Source organism: Streptomyces sp. NPDC048297 (assembly GCF_043201585.1).
Lineage (GTDB): Bacteria > Actinomycetota > Actinomycetes > Streptomycetales > Streptomycetaceae > Streptomyces.
Genome location: NZ_JBICZA010000005.1, coordinates 267874 through 283877, shown reverse-complemented (window position 1 = coordinate 283877; position 16004 = coordinate 267874). Strand labels below are relative to the sequence as shown.

General features: G+C 72.6%; 14 protein-coding genes. 3 read left to right on the top strand and 11 right to left on the bottom strand.

The genetic code is table 11. The features are described 5' to 3' along the window. Window positions 1-100: 100 nt before the first annotated feature. Both ACGFYV_RS08170 and ACGFYV_RS08165 read right to left on the bottom strand, forming a co-directional pair. A complete protein-coding gene (locus ACGFYV_RS08170; RefSeq protein ID WP_393877519.1) occupies window positions 101-943 on the bottom strand; it encodes a polysaccharide deacetylase family protein in 843 nt (280 codons plus the stop codon). Next, window positions 940-1860, bottom strand: coding sequence for a polysaccharide deacetylase family protein (locus ACGFYV_RS08165; RefSeq protein ID WP_393877518.1), 921 nt, complete (start codon window positions 1858-1860; stop codon window positions 940-942). Before ACGFYV_RS08165 ends, ACGFYV_RS08170 begins: the two co-directional genes overlap by 4 nt. On the opposite strand from ACGFYV_RS08165, the gene ACGFYV_RS08160 reads away from it, so the two are divergent. Beyond that, on the top strand, window positions 1843-3132 hold the full coding sequence (locus tag ACGFYV_RS08160; protein ID WP_393877517.1) for a methyltransferase domain-containing protein: 1290 nt from the start codon (window positions 1843-1845) through the stop codon (window positions 3130-3132). The two genes, ACGFYV_RS08165 and ACGFYV_RS08160, sit on opposite strands and share 18 nt — an antisense overlap. Window positions 3133-3260: 128 nt before the next feature. Here ACGFYV_RS08160 and ACGFYV_RS08155 read toward each other — a convergent pair whose 3' ends face one another. The 3 genes from ACGFYV_RS08155 to ACGFYV_RS08145 form a co-directional block, all read right to left on the bottom strand. Continuing rightward, complete coding sequence (locus tag ACGFYV_RS08155) at window positions 3261-6572, bottom strand: NACHT domain-containing protein (RefSeq protein ID WP_393877516.1); 3312 nt, start codon at window positions 6570-6572, stop codon at window positions 3261-3263. A gap of 137 nt (window positions 6573-6709) precedes the next feature. Further along, entirely contained in the window at window positions 6710-7978 is a 1269-nt protein-coding gene (locus tag ACGFYV_RS08150) for an RNA polymerase sigma factor (RefSeq protein WP_393877515.1), read from the bottom strand. A 52-nt stretch (window positions 7979-8030) separates the two neighbouring features. Continuing rightward, window positions 8031-8387: a YciI family protein gene (locus tag ACGFYV_RS08145; RefSeq protein ID WP_393877514.1), complete on the bottom strand. Its 357-nt coding sequence runs from the start codon at window positions 8385-8387 to the stop codon at window positions 8031-8033. Between the two features lie 282 nt (window positions 8388-8669). Between ACGFYV_RS08145 and ACGFYV_RS08140 the strand changes: the two genes are divergently transcribed. Continuing rightward, window positions 8670-9560, top strand: coding sequence for a hypothetical protein (locus ACGFYV_RS08140; RefSeq protein ID WP_393877513.1), 891 nt, complete (start codon window positions 8670-8672; stop codon window positions 9558-9560). 301 nt (window positions 9561-9861) lie between these two features. On the opposite strand, the gene ACGFYV_RS08135 is transcribed toward ACGFYV_RS08140, so the two are convergent. Genes ACGFYV_RS08135 through tsaB form a run of 4 tightly spaced genes read right to left on the bottom strand, consistent with a single transcriptional unit; the run spans window position 9862 to window position 12350 of the window. Continuing rightward, the gene (locus ACGFYV_RS08135; protein ID WP_393877512.1) at window positions 9862-10125 is read right to left on the bottom strand and encodes a hypothetical protein; all 264 of its coding nucleotides are present in this window, start codon (window positions 10123-10125) and stop codon (window positions 9862-9864) included. Next, on the bottom strand, window positions 10122-11210 hold the full coding sequence (tsaD, locus tag ACGFYV_RS08130; protein ID WP_393877511.1) for a tRNA (adenosine(37)-N6)-threonylcarbamoyltransferase complex transferase subunit TsaD: 1089 nt from the start codon (window positions 11208-11210) through the stop codon (window positions 10122-10124). The genes ACGFYV_RS08135 and tsaD overlap by 4 nt, the downstream gene beginning before the upstream one ends. After that, complete coding sequence (gene rimI / locus ACGFYV_RS08125; RefSeq protein WP_393877554.1) at window positions 11203-11676, bottom strand: ribosomal protein S18-alanine N-acetyltransferase; 474 nt, start codon at window positions 11674-11676, stop codon at window positions 11203-11205. Before rimI ends, tsaD begins: the two co-directional genes overlap by 8 nt. 17 nt (window positions 11677-11693) lie before the next feature. Then, window positions 11694-12350, bottom strand: coding sequence for a tRNA (adenosine(37)-N6)-threonylcarbamoyltransferase complex dimerization subunit type 1 TsaB (gene tsaB, locus ACGFYV_RS08120; RefSeq protein WP_393877510.1), 657 nt, complete (start codon window positions 12348-12350; stop codon window positions 11694-11696). Window positions 12351-12464: 114 nt separating this feature from the next. Here tsaB and ACGFYV_RS08115 point away from each other — a divergent pair, with 114 nt between their 5' ends. Further along, a complete protein-coding gene (locus ACGFYV_RS08115) occupies window positions 12465-13022 on the top strand; it encodes a hypothetical protein (protein ID WP_393877509.1) in 558 nt (185 codons plus the stop codon). 1047 nt (window positions 13023-14069) lie between these two features. Here the strand turns inward: ACGFYV_RS08115 and tsaE are convergent. Next, window positions 14070-14591: a tRNA (adenosine(37)-N6)-threonylcarbamoyltransferase complex ATPase subunit type 1 TsaE gene (gene tsaE, locus ACGFYV_RS08110; protein ID WP_393877508.1), complete on the bottom strand. Its 522-nt coding sequence runs from the start codon at window positions 14589-14591 to the stop codon at window positions 14070-14072. Further along, window positions 14548-15819: an alpha/beta fold hydrolase gene (locus ACGFYV_RS08105; protein ID WP_393877507.1), complete on the bottom strand. Its 1272-nt coding sequence runs from the start codon at window positions 15817-15819 to the stop codon at window positions 14548-14550. The genes tsaE and ACGFYV_RS08105 overlap by 44 nt, the downstream gene beginning before the upstream one ends. Window positions 15820-16004 lie beyond the last annotated feature (185 nt).

Below are 16004 nucleotides of genomic sequence, written 5' to 3'. Positions count from 1 at the left end.
GCTGGTTCGATGGGCTACAGGTAGTCCTCAAGGCGGGCCACCGTCATTTCGGTCCCTGAAGGGCCTCGCCCTCCAACACCGGACGGGCTGGTTCGGGCAGCTACAGGTAGTCCTCAAGGCGGGCCACCGTCATTCCCCGCTCCTGGATTCCGTGCAGCAGGCGCAGGGTGCGGTCCGTGAGGGTGTGGCCGGTGGTCTTTTCGGGGCCGACGAGGACGATGTCGCCCGGCTGGAGGTCCTGGTCGCCGTGGGGGTAGGTGAGGCCGTCGGTGGTCATGACGGCTCGCCACAGGACGACGGTGGAGATGCCGCAGGCGCCGGCCGCGCGCAGGGTGGTGCGGTCGTAGTGGCCGTGGGGCGGGCGCAGGAGGTGGGGGCGGGTGCCGAAGCGGAGGGCGAGGCGGTCCTGTTCGGCGCAGATCTCGGCGCGCTGGCCGGTGTAGGGCCGGCCGCGCAGGGCGGGGCGGTCGGCGGTGCGGTTCTCCGCTGTGGCGCCGGCCGCGCGGAGGCGGGCGTAGTGGCCGGCGGCGGGGGCGACGGCGCTCTCCGGGAGGAAGAGAGTGACCGGCAGGTGCAGGTCGCGGACCATGTCGGCGAAGCGCGGGTCGTGGGCGGAGCCGTCGTCGTAGGTGAGGAAGACGACCTTGTCGGTGGTGGTGACGTGGTCCAGGACGCGGGGGTCCGAGGCGGGTCCGGTGTGGGTGGCCAGCAGGCGGACGGGGCGGGCCGGCGGGGCGGCGAGCGGTGTCGCGAGCCCCCAGCGGCGGTAGGCGTCGTCCGGGCGGGGGCGGGACGTGCGGACGCCCTCGGCGGCCTTCTTGCCGAGGCGTTCGATGGGGTCGACGGACTGGGCGCAGCCGGTGAGGAGGAGGGCCGAGGCGAGTACGGCGGTCAGGGCCCGTCGGTGTCCCCGGCCGCGCGTGCGCCGCCCCGGGTGCCTCACAGGTAGTCCTCCAGGCGGGCCACGGCGTAGCCCTCGCGCGTGACCTTGTTCAGGAAGCGGCGCATGTCGTCGACCATCGTGCCGTTCCAGTCGTCGCGACCGCGGAAGTGGGTGAGGACGATGTCGCCGGGGTGCAGGTCGCGGTCGTCCTCCCGGTACTCCCAGTGGTCGACGAAGACCTCCTCGTCCCAGATCGGCGCGTACTTGATGCCGCAGGACTTGGCGGCGCGCAGGGTGTCGCCGTTGTAGTTGCCGTACGGCGGCCGGAAGACGGTGGGCGCCTTGCCGAACTGCTTCTTCATGACCGCCTGCATGCCGCAGATCTCGTCCCGCTGCTCCTCGTAGGACAGGCCGGGCAGATAGGGGTGGGTCATGGTGTGGTTGTTGAGGGTGTGGCCCTCGGACTGCATCTTCCGGAAGTAGCCGTAGTCGTCCTTCACCAGGTAGTTGCTGAGGAAGGCGCTGTAGGGGATCTTCAGGTCGCTCATCATGCGCAGGAAGTCGGGGTCCTTCTCGGCGCCGTCGTCGATGGTGAGGAAGACGACCTTCTGCTTGGTGGGGACCGTGGTGAAGACAGGGGGCAGGTCGTCCTCGACCTGTCCGTCGACCTCGAAGCCGGCGCGTGCGGTGATCTTCGGCTTGTGGGCCGGCGGGGTGGGGGGCCTGAGCGGCACCGTGTCGAGTTTCCAGAACTCGGCGGCGGCGACGAGGCGGGTGCGTTCGGCGGCGGCGTCCAGGGGGTGGTCGGGACCGGCGTTGCCCGCCTGGTGGGCGGGGCCGGGGTGGGCGGCGGTGTCCCCGCCGGAGCCGGCGCAGCCGGAGAGAACGGCGGTGGCGGCCAGGGCGAGGGCGCCGTAGCGGAAGGCCGTGCGCGGGAGCCGTGCCGGAATTTTGTCATTTTGTACTACTGCTCGCATGGTGTCGGATCCTCGCAGGACCCGGCTCCGATCCCGGGCCGACACCGCCGCCGGAGGCGCACCATCCACCGACTGGCCCACAATGACCCGGTGAACGACCAGCTCCCCTCCTTCCACAGCCTGCTCACCCCCGAGGGCCGGGCCCTCCTCGACGAGGTGCGCGGCACGGCCCCGGCGGACGAACTCGCCGTCGCCACGCGACTGCGCCGCACACACGCCCCCGAACTGGTGTCGGCCGCGCTCGGCCAGGCCCGGCTGAGGCAGCGGGCGGCGGCCAAGTTCGCGGCCGGGGACGCGGAGCGGATGTTCTTCACGCCCAACGGGGTCGAGCAGTCGACGCGGGCGAGCGTGGCGGCGTACCGGGCGGCCCGGATGAAGGACCTGGGGGTGACCTCGGTCGCCGACCTGTGCTGCGGGATCGGCGGTGACGCGATCGAGCTGGCGCGGGCCGGGATCAGGGTGCTGGCCGTGGACCGGGACCCGCTGACGGCGGCCGTGGCGCGGGCGAACGCCGAGACCCTCGGCCTCGACGGGCTGATCGAGGTGCGCGAGGCGGACGTCACCGAGGTCGGCACCGCCGGGTACGACGCCGTGTTCGTGGACCCGGCGCGGCGCGGCGGCCGGGGCCGCGTCTTCGACCCCGAGGCGTACTCGCCGCCCCTGTCCTGGGCGGTCGCCACCGCCCTCGCCGCGCCCCGCGCCGCCCTGAAGATCGCCCCCGGGATTCCGCACGAGGCGATCCCCGCCGAGGCCGAGGCGGAGTGGATCTCGGACGGCGGCGATGTGAAGGAGGCGGTGCTGTGGTTCGGCACCGAGCCGGGCCTGGTGCGCGCCACCCTGCTGCCCGGCCCGCGCACCCTGCTCGGCCGGGGCCTGCCCGACCCCGAAGTGCGCCCGGTGGGGCGGTACCTGTACGAGCCCGACGGCGCGGCGATCCGCGCCCATCTGGTCGCCGAGGTGGCCGAGCAGGTCGGCGGCGGCCTGCTCGACGCGACCATCGCCTACGTCACGTCCGACGAACTGCGCCCGACGCCGTACGCCTCCGCCTACGAGATCACCGATCATCTCCCCTTCAACGTGAAGAAGTTGAAGGCCCTGCTGCGCGAGCGCGAGGTCGGCACGCTGACCGTGAAGAAGCGCGGCTCGGCGGTCGAACCGGAGGAACTGCGGCGCAAGGTCAAGCCGCAGGGGCCGGCCTCCGCGACGGTCTTCCTGACGCGGGTGGCGGGGGCGCCGGCGATGCTGATGGGGCGCCCCGTCGCGGTCAGTTGAGCGGTACGACCGTCCGGTCGCGCAGGACCCGCACGCGGGCACGGCGGCTCACGGTGAAGGCGGCGTCGTGGGCGGCGGCACGCTCGTGGCCGGGGCGCCGGCGATGCTGATGGGGCGCCCCGTCGCGGTCAGTTGAGCGGTACGACCGTCCGGTCGCGCAGGACCCGCACGGGGGCACGGCGGCTCACGGTGAAGGCGGCGTCGTGGGCGGCGGCACGCTTGAAGTCGTCGCGGGCATAGGTGGGTTCACCCTCCGCCCGGTCGGTGAGCGAGAGAAGCCGGGGAATGACCGACGCCTCGTCCGCGACCGACGCCACCAGCCGCAGCAGTGACTCGTTCTCGAAGCTGCGCCCGTCGCTGCGCTGGGTGAGGTACTGGAGGACGGCGTGGACGCGTGATGCCGGGACCCGTGGGGGAAGGTGGCCCCTGAAGAACGCGGGCACGCTTCCCGCGGCGGCGAGATAGGCGTCCACCCCTGCCTCCGGGGCGAAGGCGTAGAGCCATTGACGTGCCTCCTCGCTCTCCTCCCCCGACAGCACCACCGAGGAATCGCCGCGTATGGATCCGCTGGCGAAGAAGGCCTCCGTGACGTCGATCCCGCCGTACGGGGACAGCAGTCTGCCCAGACGCGTCGCGATCCTGCCCGTCCAGCTCCAGCTCGAGGAGTTCCTCCGGAACACCAGGCTCGCGGAGAGGGTGCCGTCCATGATCAGCGAGCGGACGGCGTCGAGCCGCTGCGGGGTGCCCCAGGCCGCGGAGGTGGCGGCCGCGCCGACGGCGACCCGGGCGTCGCCGCTGCCCAGAGGCGCTTCCAGATCCGCGATGTCACCCGGAAGGTGGTCGAGGCATTCCAGCGCGAGCCAGCGCAGCTGCCACGCGGTCCTCTCGTCGGCGGCGACCGCGAGCAGGACGTCCCGGAGTGCCCAGCCGTGCCCCTTGCCACAGAACTCCGCCAGCGCGGCCATGAGGGGAACCGACTGGAAGTCGCTCGCACGGTCCGACCTGACGGCGTCGAGCAACACCCGGCCTCCCTGGTCACCGCCCAGGTTCAGATACGTCTCGGCCAGCCTGGCCCGTTCGAAGAACCACCCGTTGTCGCGCAGCAGCAGTTCCAGCAGCGGTTCCCGCGCCCGCGGATCCCGGAGTTCCGTCAACGCCTCGCACCCCGCGTTGAGGATGCCGGCGTCGGATTCCCCCTCGACTCCCATGGCGCGCAAGATCGCGTCCATCGGCCCGCCGGCCCCGCCCAGAGCCCTGATGACCCGGTCCGCCGAGGAGAACCTGGAATCGGGCCGATCGACCACATCGGCCAGCTCCCCCAGCAGGAACGGCACCGCCGCCTCGACATGCAGGGTGCCGAGGGCCGTGACGATGGCACCGCGCAAGCTCTCGGGCATCTCCGGCCGCAGCGTCAGCACTCCCAGCAGCCGTTCCCCCACGTTCCGTCCGCCGTGCGCGGTCAGGGCCTCCACCAGGGCCGCACGCGCCGGCGCGCCCCGGGTCCCGTCGCCGATGCGCGCGATGACCTCGTTCAGCTGTGCCTCCGACCCCAGCACCCCCACGATCGCCTCGGCCGCCCGCTGCCGCTCCCGATCGTACGGAGACGTCTCCAGCAGCTCCCACACCGTGCGGATGATCTGCCGCCGCAGCAGCACGTCGGCGACGCGCGGGCTGCCGGTCAGGCAGCGGGCCGCCAGCAGCAGGTCCGTGTGGAACAGGTCGTCGTCGGGGAGGTGCAGCAGGTCCCCGGCGTCGTCCCGGGTCCGCGGGGCTCCCGGCCGCGTCTGCAGGATCCCGAGCAGCAGCCCCGTCGCGTCGGCGAGGGAGCCGGCCAGCAGCAGGATCACCTCCTCCCACCACGGGTCGTGCCGGGCCCGTACGGCCTGTTCGATCCCGGCCGGGCCGCGCTCCAGCAGCGCGGCGGCGGCGAAGTGCTCCTGAAGGGTCAGGTGCAGGAAGCCGTACCAGCCGTGTGCCTGCGCCTTCAGCAGGCCGTACTGCGCGGCGATCTCGTCCAGGATCGCCCGGTTGTCGGTGCGCGGCAGATCGATGGTCGGCAGGAAGTCCGCGATCAGGTCGAGGAGTTCCTCCTCACGGAAGTAGCGCTGCCCGCGCTGGTGGTACTGCCAGGCGATCTGCTTGAGCAGGTCCTGCTTGCGGTCGGTCGTGAAGCGGCTGTACCGGCTGATGTTGCGGTGCGCGTCCCACTCGCGCAGCAGCACCTCGACGCACCTGCGGTACAGCGCCGCCCGGCGTTCCGGAAGCTCCAGGTCCTGCTCGTAGACGATGGCGACCAGGCTGAGCAGCAGCGGGTTCGCGGCCAGGGTCTGGAGGCGGGCGTTGCCGGACAGGGCGCGGACCAGGCCGCCGCGGCGGCGGTCGCGGTCGCCGAACCAGTTGGCGATGAACGTCTCGATCTGCGGCCACTCGAAGTCGAGCGCTTCCAGGACCTGGAACTGCGGCAGGCCGCCGCGCCAGCCGTGCCGGCGGCAGGTGGTGGCGATCAGCGCCCGCGGGTAGCGGGCGGCCAGCCGGGTGATCTCCTCGGTGACCCGGTTGTAGGCGCCGGCCGCCGTCTCCGCGCTCTCGCCGCCCAGCACCTCGTCGAGACCGTCGAACAGCAGCGCCGCCGTACCGTCGGTGAGCCGCTCCACGAGGTGGTCCCCGGCGTCGGCGAAGCCGTACTGGTCCGCCCAGTGCGCGGCGACGTAGTCCAGGATCAGTTCGTGACCGCTCTCCACGTAGCGGGACAGCTCGACGTAGGCCGGGAGTCCGGGCAGGGCCTCGCCCTCCGCCCGGCTCGCCATGCGCAGGGCGAGGTGCCGCAGCATGGTCGTCTTGCCGGCGCCCGGATCGCCGACGACCACGATGCGCTGGTAGTGCTGGAGGGCGTCGACCGGGGCGTAGGTGTGGGCGGCGCCGGACGTCCCCTCGGCGGCCTGCGCCTCCCGTCGCGCGGTGTCGCGGGTACGGTCCTGGGCGAACTCCTCCTCGCGGACGAACCGCAGCGGCTGCTGCTCCTGCACCCTGACCTGCACGTACAGCCGGTCCAGGCGCAGCGGGCGGGACATGTCGAGGATCCGCAGCGTCGACAGTTCCCCGACCAGCCGGGCGCAGTAGGCGGCGGCTGCCGCGGCCAGGCCGCTGCGGTGCGCCACCTGCCGCGCGGCGGCGCGCTCGCGCTCCTGTTCCGCCTCCTCGGCCGCCCGCCGCGCCGCGCGCTCGCCGGCCTGCCGCTCGTGGTCCCACTCCTGTTCCCGGCGCCTGAGGTCGGCGGAGAGCTGGAGGCGGATCTTCTCGCGTTCCAGGGCCCGGGTGCGGCCGGTCTGCCAGAGCGCGACGGCACCGGCGATCAGCGCGACGGCCACTCCCCCGGCCGCCGTGACGACCGAGGCCGTATCCAGCGCGAGGGTGTGTGCGACGGCGGTACTAAACGGCACGGCACGGCCCCCCGAAATCGCTCGGGGACCCACTGGCCCCCGGCCCCCTGCACCCCTGACCGGTCGTCACGTGAGCGTTCGCCACGTGACCGGTCGTCAATTGTGGCAGCAGACAACCCCGGTCGACCCCGGTTCGCTCACATGTCCTGCGCCGCCGCCCGGCGCAGCAGCAGCTGCCGCTCGCGTTCGTTGCGGGCGAGGGAGGCGGCCCGTTCGAACTCCGCGCGTGCCTCGGCCGTGCGGCCGAGACGGGCGAGCAGGTCGCCGCGGACGCTGGGCAGCAAGTGGTAGTCGCGCAGGGCGGGTTCGGCGGCGAGGGCGTCGACCAGGCGCAGGGCCTCGGCGGGCCCGTCGGCCATCGACACGGCGACGGCGCGGTTCAGCTCGACGACCGGGGACGGGGACCGGGCCGCGAGCAGGGCGTACAGGGTGGCGATCGCGCGCCAGTCGGTCTCCTCGTAGGTGTAGGCGCGCGCGTGACTGGCGGCGATGGCCGCCTGGAGGACGTAGGGGCCGGGCGCGCCCGAGGAGGTGGCCTCGGCGCGGTCGAGGGCCCGGACGCCGCGGGTGATGAGCAGGCGGTTCCAGCGGCGCCGGTTCTGGTCCCTGAGCAGCACCGGTGTGCCGTCCGGGCCCGTGCGGGCGGCCGTGCGGGACGCCTGGAACTCCAGCAGCGCGGTCAGCGCGTGCACCTCGGGTTCCTTCGGCATCAGGGAGGAGAGCACGCGGGCCAGCCGCAGGGCGTCCTCGCACAGGCCGGGGCGCAGCAGGTCGTCGCCGGTGGTGGCCGCGTACCCCTCGTTGAAGATCAGGTAGATGACGTCGAGGACCGAGCCGAGGCGGGCCTCGCGGTCGGGTCCGTACGGCACCTCGAAGGCGACGTTGCGCGTCGCCAGGGTGCGCTTCGCGCGGACGATGCGCTGGGCGACCGTCGCCTCGGGGACGAGGTAGGCGCGGGCGATCTCGGCCGTGGTCAGGCCGCCCAGCAGGCGCAGCGTGAGGGCGGTGCGGGCCTCGGTGGACAGCACCGGGTGGCAGGTGGTGAAGACCAGCCGGAGCAGGTCGTCGTCGATGTCCTCGGGGTCGGCCGGCTCCTCGAACGGGGCCGCGGTCTCCAGGTCCCGGCCGATCTCGGCGAGCTTGCGGGCGTAGGTCTCGCGGCGCCGGATCAGGTCGACGGCGCGGTGCCGGGCGGTGGCCATGAGCCAGGCCCCGGGATTGTCGGGCACACCCTCCCGGGGCCACCGCTCCAGCGCGGCGACGAGCGCGTCCTGCGCCAGTTCCTCGGCGATGCCGACGTCCCGGACGATCCGGGCGACGCCGGCGATCACCCGGGGCGACTCCAGGCGGAAGACGGTCTCGATCGCGTTCGCCGCGGTGGGCCGGGGTTCCTGTTCGGGTTCCACAACCCACCATGTAACACCCCGATCGGTCCGCGGGGCGGGCGGCGGGATCGGCTCAGCCCTCGGCGATCTCGCGGACCTCGCACGAGACGGTCCAGTAGTCCTCGTGGACCTTCAGGAACCGCGAGGCCCACTCCAGCGCCTCGGCCTTGTCCTTGCACTGCATGAGCGCGTAGCCGCCGATGACCTCCTTGGACTCGGTGAACGGCCCGTCGGTGACAGACAGCTTGCCGTCCTGCCAGCGCACCGTGGAGGCCTGCGCGGACGGGGTGAGGCCGGCCGTGTCGAGCATGACGCCGGCCTTGGTGATCTCCTCGATCAGCTCGCCCATCCGCTGCATCAGCTCCTCGCTGGGGCCGCCGGCGGGAGCGGTGGACTCGTCGATGTGCACGATCGACAGGTAGCGGGGCATGGTGACTCCTTCAGTCGGTTTCGGTCGGGTTCCGTCGGATTCCATAGGGTTACACAGGGTTACACAGGTTTCCGTCGGGTTCGGCCGAGGCGGCAGGGCCGGTCCCCGCCACTCACCCACGCGTCGAACGGGAGAACCCCGGATCGACACCCTCGACAGGATTCTTCGAGATTTTTTTTCCGGTGACGCGCGGGGCACGTCGAGAACTTTGCACCGATACGCCAGGATTCGCCCCCGTATCAGCCCCCGTGTCAACCCCCCCACGCCTCGCCAGGAGCACCCTTGACGACCCCGAAGTCCGTACCGACCCCGAAGTCCGTGATGAAGAAGCTGCCAGAGGTGACCCTGGCCTTCTGGATCATGAAGATCGCCGCGACGACGCTGGGCGAGACGGCCGGCGACCTGTTCTCGCAGACGCTGAAGCTCGGCTACTTCCTCACCACGATCGCCCTCTTCCTGATCTTCGTGGTGACGCTGGTGATCCAGCTGCGCTCGTCCCACTACAACCCGTTCTTCTACTGGACCGTGATCCTGTCGACCTCCATGGCCGGCACCACGATGTCCGACTTCATGAACCGCGACGCCAGCGCCGAGTACCTCTCGGGCGGCGCCACGAAGCTCGGGTGGGGCCCGCAGGGGCTCGGCCTCGGCTACCCGGTCGGCGCGGCCATTCTCGTCTCGGTCCTGCTGGCGATCTTCCTCGCCTGGAAGCTGAGCGGGATGACCTTCCAGATCACCGAGATCGTCACCTTCAGGGGCGAGGCGCTGTTCTGGTCGGCGATCCTGGTGTCCAACACCCTCGGCACCTCGATGGGCGACTTCCTCTCCGACAGCTCCGGCCTCGGCTACCTGGGCGGCGCGGCCCTGATCACCGGCCTGCTGCTGGTCCTGCTCGCGCTGATGAAGGTGCCGGCCGTCCCGAACGTGCTGCTGTTCTGGGTGGCGTTCGTGCTGACCCGTCCGCTGGGCGCCACGGCCGGCGACTTCCTCACCAAGCCGGTCGCCAAGGGCGGCCTGGACCTGGGGACGGCCGGTTCCTCGGCGGTGCTGCTCGCGGTGCTGTTCGGCCTGATGGCGTACGCACAGGTGAAGGAGCGGCGGGCGGCGAAGGCACCGCAGGCTCCGGGAGCGGGTGCGTCCGCGGTCCGGTCGCAGGGGGCAGGACGCCGCTGAACACGTGCCCCCGCCCCGGCATCAACGGGCGGAGCATCACTGAGCGCGGCATCACCGGGCGCGGCACCGAAAGTTTCGGCCAGGCGGCCGGTCGTGACGGACCCGGCCTGAGGCCGCGAACGGCGAAACCCACTCCCGGAGAACCGGGAGCGGGTTTCGTGTGGAGCGCCGGGCAGGCCTTGCACCTGCATCTCCCCGCAGGAAGCGGGACGTCTTTCCTTGGACCACCAACGCACTGCGTCCGGGCCGTTGTTGCGGCCGTTCGCTGTGTGATGATCATAGCCCAGCCGGGGCGGACACCTCAACCTCGGTCGTCGGCCACCGACTCGAAACGCCAGCGGTGCACGGCCCGGGTCACCAACTCCGGGGCCGGCTCGGGCAGTTCGGGCAGCTCGGCGTCGTACGACGCGTCCCACCACGTGACGACCAGCACCCGGTCCCGCGGCGCGCGGAAGGTCTCCCGCCGCAACGGCTCGTCGGCCAGGGGCTGTTCACGAACCCAGGCGAGCAGCTCCGCGCCCCGCCCGTCGACCGCACGGGCCTCCCACATCAGCGCGACGGTCACGAGTACAGGTTCTCCTTGCTGACCTCGTGCACATGGTCGTGGCCGCCGGGGACATGGGTCTCGGTGACCGGCAGGGAGGAGTCGGCGGACAGGTCCCAGTCCGAGGCGGCCCGGTTGCGGGCGACCATCTCGGCGCCGAGCGCGGCGACCATCGCGCCGTTGTCCGTGCACAGCTTGGGGCGCGGGACGCGCAGCCGGATCCCGGCGGCCTCGCAGCGCTCCTGGGCGAGGGCGCGCAGCCGGGAGTTGGCGGCCACACCGCCGCCGATCATCAGGTGGTCGACCCCCTCGTCCTTGCAGGCGCGCACGGCCTTGCGGGTGAGGACGTCCACCACGGCCTCCTGGAAGGAGGCGGACACGTCACGGACCGGGACCTCCTCGCCGGCCGCCCGCCGGGCCTCGATCCAGCGGGCCACGGCCGTCTTGAGACCGGAGAAGGAGAAGTCGTAGGCGGGGTCGCGCGGGCCGGTCAGACCACGCGGGAAGGCGATCGCCGCCGGGTCGCCCTCGCGGGCGTAGCGGTCGATGACCGGGCCGCCCGGGAAGCCGAGGTTCAGCACGCGGGCGATCTTGTCGAAGGCCTCGCCTGCCGCGTCGTCGATCGTCGCGCCCAGGGGGCGGACGTCGGAGGTGATGTCCTCGGACAGCAGCAGCGAGGAGTGGCCGCCGGAGACCAGCAGGGCCATGGTCGGCTCGGGCAGCGGGCCGTGCTCCAGCTGGTCCACGCAGATGTGGGAGGCGAGGTGGTTGACGCCGTAGAGGGGCTTGCCGAGGGCGTAGGCGTACGCCTTGGCCGCCGAGACGCCGACCAGCAGCGCACCGGCGAGGCCGGGCCCGGCGGTCACGGCGATGCCGTCGAGGTCCTTCGCCGAGACGCCGGCCTCCTTCAGCGCACGGGCGATGGTGGGGACCATCGCCTCCAGGTGCGCGCGGGACGCCACCTCGGGGACGACACCGCCGAAGCGGGCGTGCTCGTCGACGCTGGAGGCGACGGCGTCGGCCAGCAGGGTGGTGCCGCGGACGATGCCGACGCCGGTCTCGTCGCAAGAGGTCTCGATGCCGAGGACGAGAGGTTCGTCAGCCATGGGTGTCGGTTCCTTGTACTGATGAGGAAGGGTCGGTCAGGCGCATCACCAGGGCGTCCACATTGCCCGGCTGGTAGTAGCCGCGTCTGAAACCGATGGGGGCGAAGCCGAAGCGCTCGTAGAGCTTCTGGGCGCGGACGTTGTCGACCCGGCACTCGAGCATGACCTCGGCGCACTCGAAGGCCGTCGCGGCCTTCAGCAGCTCGGTCAGCAGCCGGGCGCCGAGGCCGGTGCCCTGGAGCTCGCGGGCGACGGCGATGGTCTGGACGTCGCCCTGGTCACCGGAGGCCGCCAGGCCCGCGTAGCCGACGATCCGCTCGCCCTGCTCGGCGACGAGGTAGCGCCGGGTCGACACGGGGCCCCGGGCGTGGGCCAGCTCGGACCAGAACATGCCCCGGGACCAGGTGTCCTCGGGGAAGAGGTTCTTCTCCAGCTCCAGGACCCGGTCGATGTCCCACCAGCGCATCTCGCGCAGCTGCACGGTCACTTGGGCGTGACCACCTTGTAGTTCCTGGGCACCTGCGCGTCGGGGCGGCGCAGGTACAGCGGCCGGGGCTCCGGCAGCTCCTCGCCCGCGGCCAGTTTCCCGGCGGCCAGCGAGGCGAGCGCGGCGGCGGACACGTGCTCGGGCTCGTGGGCGCTCGGGAACGTGTCGGGGTACAGCAGCGCGCCCGCGCCGACCGCGGGGAGCCCGGCGACCCGCTCCGCGATGTCGGCCGGGCGGTCGACGGCGGGGCCGGTGAGCCGGGTGCGGGAGTCGGCGTAGGTCGCCCAGTAGACCTCCTTGCGCCGGGCGTCGGTCGCCACGACGAAGGGGCCCTTCTCGATGTCGGCGGCGTAGGCGAGGCCGTCCAGCGTGCACAGGCCGTGGACGGGGACGCCGAGCGCGAGGCCGAAGGTGTCGGCGGTCATCAGACCGACGCGCAGCCCGGTGTAGGGGCCGGGCCCGGTGCCGACGACGATCCCGGTGACGGCGTCCAGCGTGAGCCCCGCCTCGGTGAGCACGCGGTCGACGGCCGGCAGCAGCAGCTCCCCGTGCCGGCGGGCGTCCACCTGGCTCGACGAGGCGATGACGTGCGTGCCGTCGTGCAGGGCGACGGTGACGGCGGGGGTGGCGGTATCCAGAGCGAGCAAGAGCACGCGAACAGCCTACGGCGCCCGCGCCTGATGCACGCCCGTACCGGTGGGGCGGTGACTGGCTGCTACGGTCTGTACGAAGTACGACATATCCACGCGAGGCAGAGGTGGGCGGACGTGGCAGGGACCAGCTCCGGGATCGTGGCCGGCCTCACCGCGGTGGCCGTCGGCACGGTCGGACTCCTCGCCTACCAGGCGCAGGCGCACGTTCCGGCGAACCTCACCGGCCCGTCCGGGGCCGCCACGTCGCCCTCGGCGGCCCCCAGCAAGGCCCCGCGCGACCGGCGCCACCCGACCGCGCTGCCGGGCGGTTCCGGCAAGGGTGAACGGGTCGTGTACTCGGTGGACGACGACCGGGTCTGGCTGGTCGACGACCGGGGCCGGGTGCAGCGCACCTTCCCCGTGCACCCCGGCGCCGTCGACCCGGCACCGGGCCACTACTGGGTCACGTCCCGCTCGAACGCGGTCACCGGGACCGACGGCGTCCCCGTCGAGCACGTCGTGCGCTTCACCAGCGTGAACGACGTGGTGATCGGCTTCAGCGCGGCCGTGACCGGCGGCGCGCCCGCGGACACCGAGTCCGTGAAGACGGGCGGCATCCGGGAGACGCGGCCTGACGGCGAGGAGATGTGGAAGTTCGCGACGATCGGGGTACCGGTGATCGTGATCCGCTAGGCCGCGGCACGGCGCCCCCCGGCCGCCCCGGTCGTCTCGTTCACCTCAGTCGCCCCAGTCACCTCAGTCGTCCCAGTCACCTCAGTCGTCTCGGTCGCCTCAGTCGTCTCGGTCGCCCCGGTCGTCTCGGGGTCCGGCTCGCGCGGGGGTCTGGAGACGGCGTCCGCAGCCGCGCACGACGCCAGCAGAGCGCGCATGGACACCCCGGCGGGCAGGGGCCGCGAGGGCTGTTCCGTGGGACCAGAAGCGGGCATGGGCGCCTCCTGAGCTGCGGGGGCAGACGTACTTAGGTGCACCTAACTACGGACTGGGTACCATGTGACCACGCCCGGACGTCCTGCGCAATATGTTCCCGACGGCTTGTCGGAAAGAGGGGCTGGCGGGCCGGTGGGTTGGTGGGCCGGTAAGCCGGCGGCCCGGTGGGCGGGTGGCCCGATGGACCGGCGGACCGATGGGCCGGTGGGCCGATCGGCTGGTGGGCCGGTGGCCCGGTGGGTGGGTGGCCGTCGATACACCACTCCACCGGACGTGACCATGAGCGGCTGGCCCGACGGACCAATAGGCCCTCGGCCCGGTGACGCTCGGTGGGCCGGTGGCAAGGCGGACCGATGGGATCGGTGACGCTCGGTGGGCCGGTGGCAAGGCGGACCGATGGGCCCGGTGGCGCCCGGTGGCTCGGCGGACCGATTTGCCGGTGGCGCCCAGCGGGCCGGTCGGCCGTCGACTGGCAGGCCGATGGGCCGATGGCCCGGCGGACCAACAGGCCCTTGGCCCGGTGGCACTCGCTGGGCCGGTGTGCCCGGCGGACCGATGGGCCCGATAACGCCCGATGGCTAAGCGGACCAACAGGCCCTTGGCCCGGTGGCACTCGGTGGGCCGGTGGCAAGGCGGACCGATGGGCCCGGTGGCGCCCGGTGGCTCGGCGGACCGATTTGCCGGTGACGCCCGGCGGGCCGGTCGGCTGGTGGGCCGATGAACTGGCGGACCGGCAGACCGATGGATCGAGGACCGGCGGGCTGGCGGGCCGATGGACCGGTGCCCGGCCCGTCAGGCTGTGAGGGTTTCCAGTTCTGCGGACGCCCATCGCTGTCCGAGTCCGGTCAGGGTGACGTGACGCAGTTCGTCCGTGGTGTCGCCGACCGCTCGGTGGATGACGACCTGGAGCCGGTCGTCGGTCAGTTCCTCGACCTTGCCCTCGCCCCACTCCACGACGATCACCGAGTCGGGCAGCGAGACGTCGAGGTCGAGGTCCTCCATCTCGTCGAGTCCGCCGCCGAGCCGGTAGGCGTCGACGTGGACGAGCGGCGGGCCGTCGCCCAGCGAGGGGTGCACGCGGGCGATCACGAAGGTCGGCGAGGTGACCGCACCCCGCACCCCGAGCCCCTCGCCGAGCCCGCGGGTCAGCGTCGTCTTGCCCGCGCCGAGTTCACCGGAGAGCATCACCAGGTCGCCCGCGCGCAGCAGCTTGGCCAGCTGCCTGCCCAGCTCCCGCATCCGCTCGGGAGAGGTGACGGTCAGCCGGGTCTCAGCGGGGCGGTGCGATGCTGCCGGTGCTGCTGGTCGTTCCATAGCCAATTACGGTAGCGCCTGCCGGCACGGCACCCGCGCGGGTGAGCAGGTCGGCGAGGCGGTCGGTGACCACTTCCGGGTGTTCCAGCATCACCAGGTGCCCGGCGTCCGGCACCAGCACCAGCTCGGCCTCCGGGAGCAGGTCGGCGATGACCTCGCTGTGCTCGCTGGGCGTGACCAGGTCCTGGATCCCGGCCAGCACGAGCACCGGGAAGTCCCGGAAACAGGCCAGGGCCTGCGTCTTGTCGTGGTCGGTGAAGGCCGGGTAGAACTCGGCGACCACGTCGATCGGCGTGGACTCGATCATCCGCTCCGCGAACCGGGCGACCGCCGGGTCGACGTCCCGCCCCGCGAACGAGTACCGCTTGATGACCCCGGCGAACAGGTCGGCGGTCGCCCGCCGGCCCCGCTCCACCAGTTCCGCCTGCTGCCCGAGCGCCTTCAGCACCCCGGGCAGGATCCGGCGCACCGCGTTGACCCCGGCCAGCGGCAGGCCGAAGTCGACCTCGCCGAGCCGCCCGGAGGAGGTGCCGACGAAGGCGGTGGCGACCACCCGGTCCCGGATCAGCTCCGGGTACTGGTCGGCCAGCGCCATCACCGTCATCCCGCCCATCGAGTGGCCGACCAGCACGATCGGGCCCTCCGGTACGGCGGCGTCGAGCACGGCCTTCAGATCGCGGCCGAGTTCCTCGATGGTCACGGGCTCCTTGTCCCGGGTCTCGGCCACGCCCCGCCCGGAGCGCCCGTGGCTGCGCTGGTCCCAGTACACGCTGCGCACGACCCCGCGCAGGGCCGCCCGCTGGAAGTGCCAGGAGTCCTGGTTGAGGCAGTAGCCGTGGCTGAAGACGACGGTGACCGGCGCGGGCGCCTTGCGGCCGAAGAGCCGGCGGCGGCGCGGGGAGACCTGCGGACCCGGGTCCGGCTCGACGTCGTCGACCTCGTAGTACAGCTCGGTGCCGTCGTCGGCGTACGCCTTGCCCGGGGTGCCGCGCAGGGTGCCGTACGGACCCGTCGAGTCCAGCGCCAGCCGGGCCTTGCGGCGCATCCCGCGCCCCACCGTCATCCGCTCTATGGCGACACCCGCGGCCGCGCCCGCGGCGATGACGCCTATCGCGGCACCGGCGATGCCGGTCGCCCTGCGCCAGCTCCCCCCGGCCGCGCCGGCGGCGGAGGCCGCGGCCACCGAGGCGACGGCGTCCGCCACGGCCTCCGCACTGCTCTCGCTCACGTACCGCTCCTCTTCGCCGTACTGCAGTTCGCCACATGGGTCGAACGGGTGGTGTCGCCTGTCGGATTATCGCTGGGGTCGTACCGGTTACTGCTGGGGTCGTACCGGTTCCCGCCGGATTCCCGCCGGAGCGGGAGCGGGCCGAGAGGAACTCACCCGGTCCCGCGGCCCGAAGGCCCGCCGGG

What these genes read in the sequence shown, in the direction of transcription:
- ACGFYV_RS08165 (WP_393877518.1), bottom strand. Translation starts at nt 1,860, where the DNA reads ATGCGAGCAGTAGTACAAAATGACAAAATTCCGGCACGGCTCCCGCGC.
- rimI (WP_393877554.1), bottom strand. Translation starts at nt 11,676, where the DNA reads ATGCGCTGGTGGGACATCGACCGGGTCCTGGAGCTGGAGAAGAACCTC.
- tsaD (WP_393877511.1), bottom strand. Translation starts at nt 11,210, where the DNA reads ATGGCTGACGAACCTCTCGTCCTCGGCATCGAGACCTCTTGCGACGAG.
- tsaE (WP_393877508.1), bottom strand. Translation starts at nt 14,591, where the DNA reads ATGGAACGACCAGCAGCACCGGCAGCATCGCACCGCCCCGCTGAGACC.
- ACGFYV_RS08145 (WP_393877514.1), bottom strand. Translation starts at nt 8,387, where the DNA reads ATGCCCCGCTACCTGTCGATCGTGCACATCGACGAGTCCACCGCTCCC.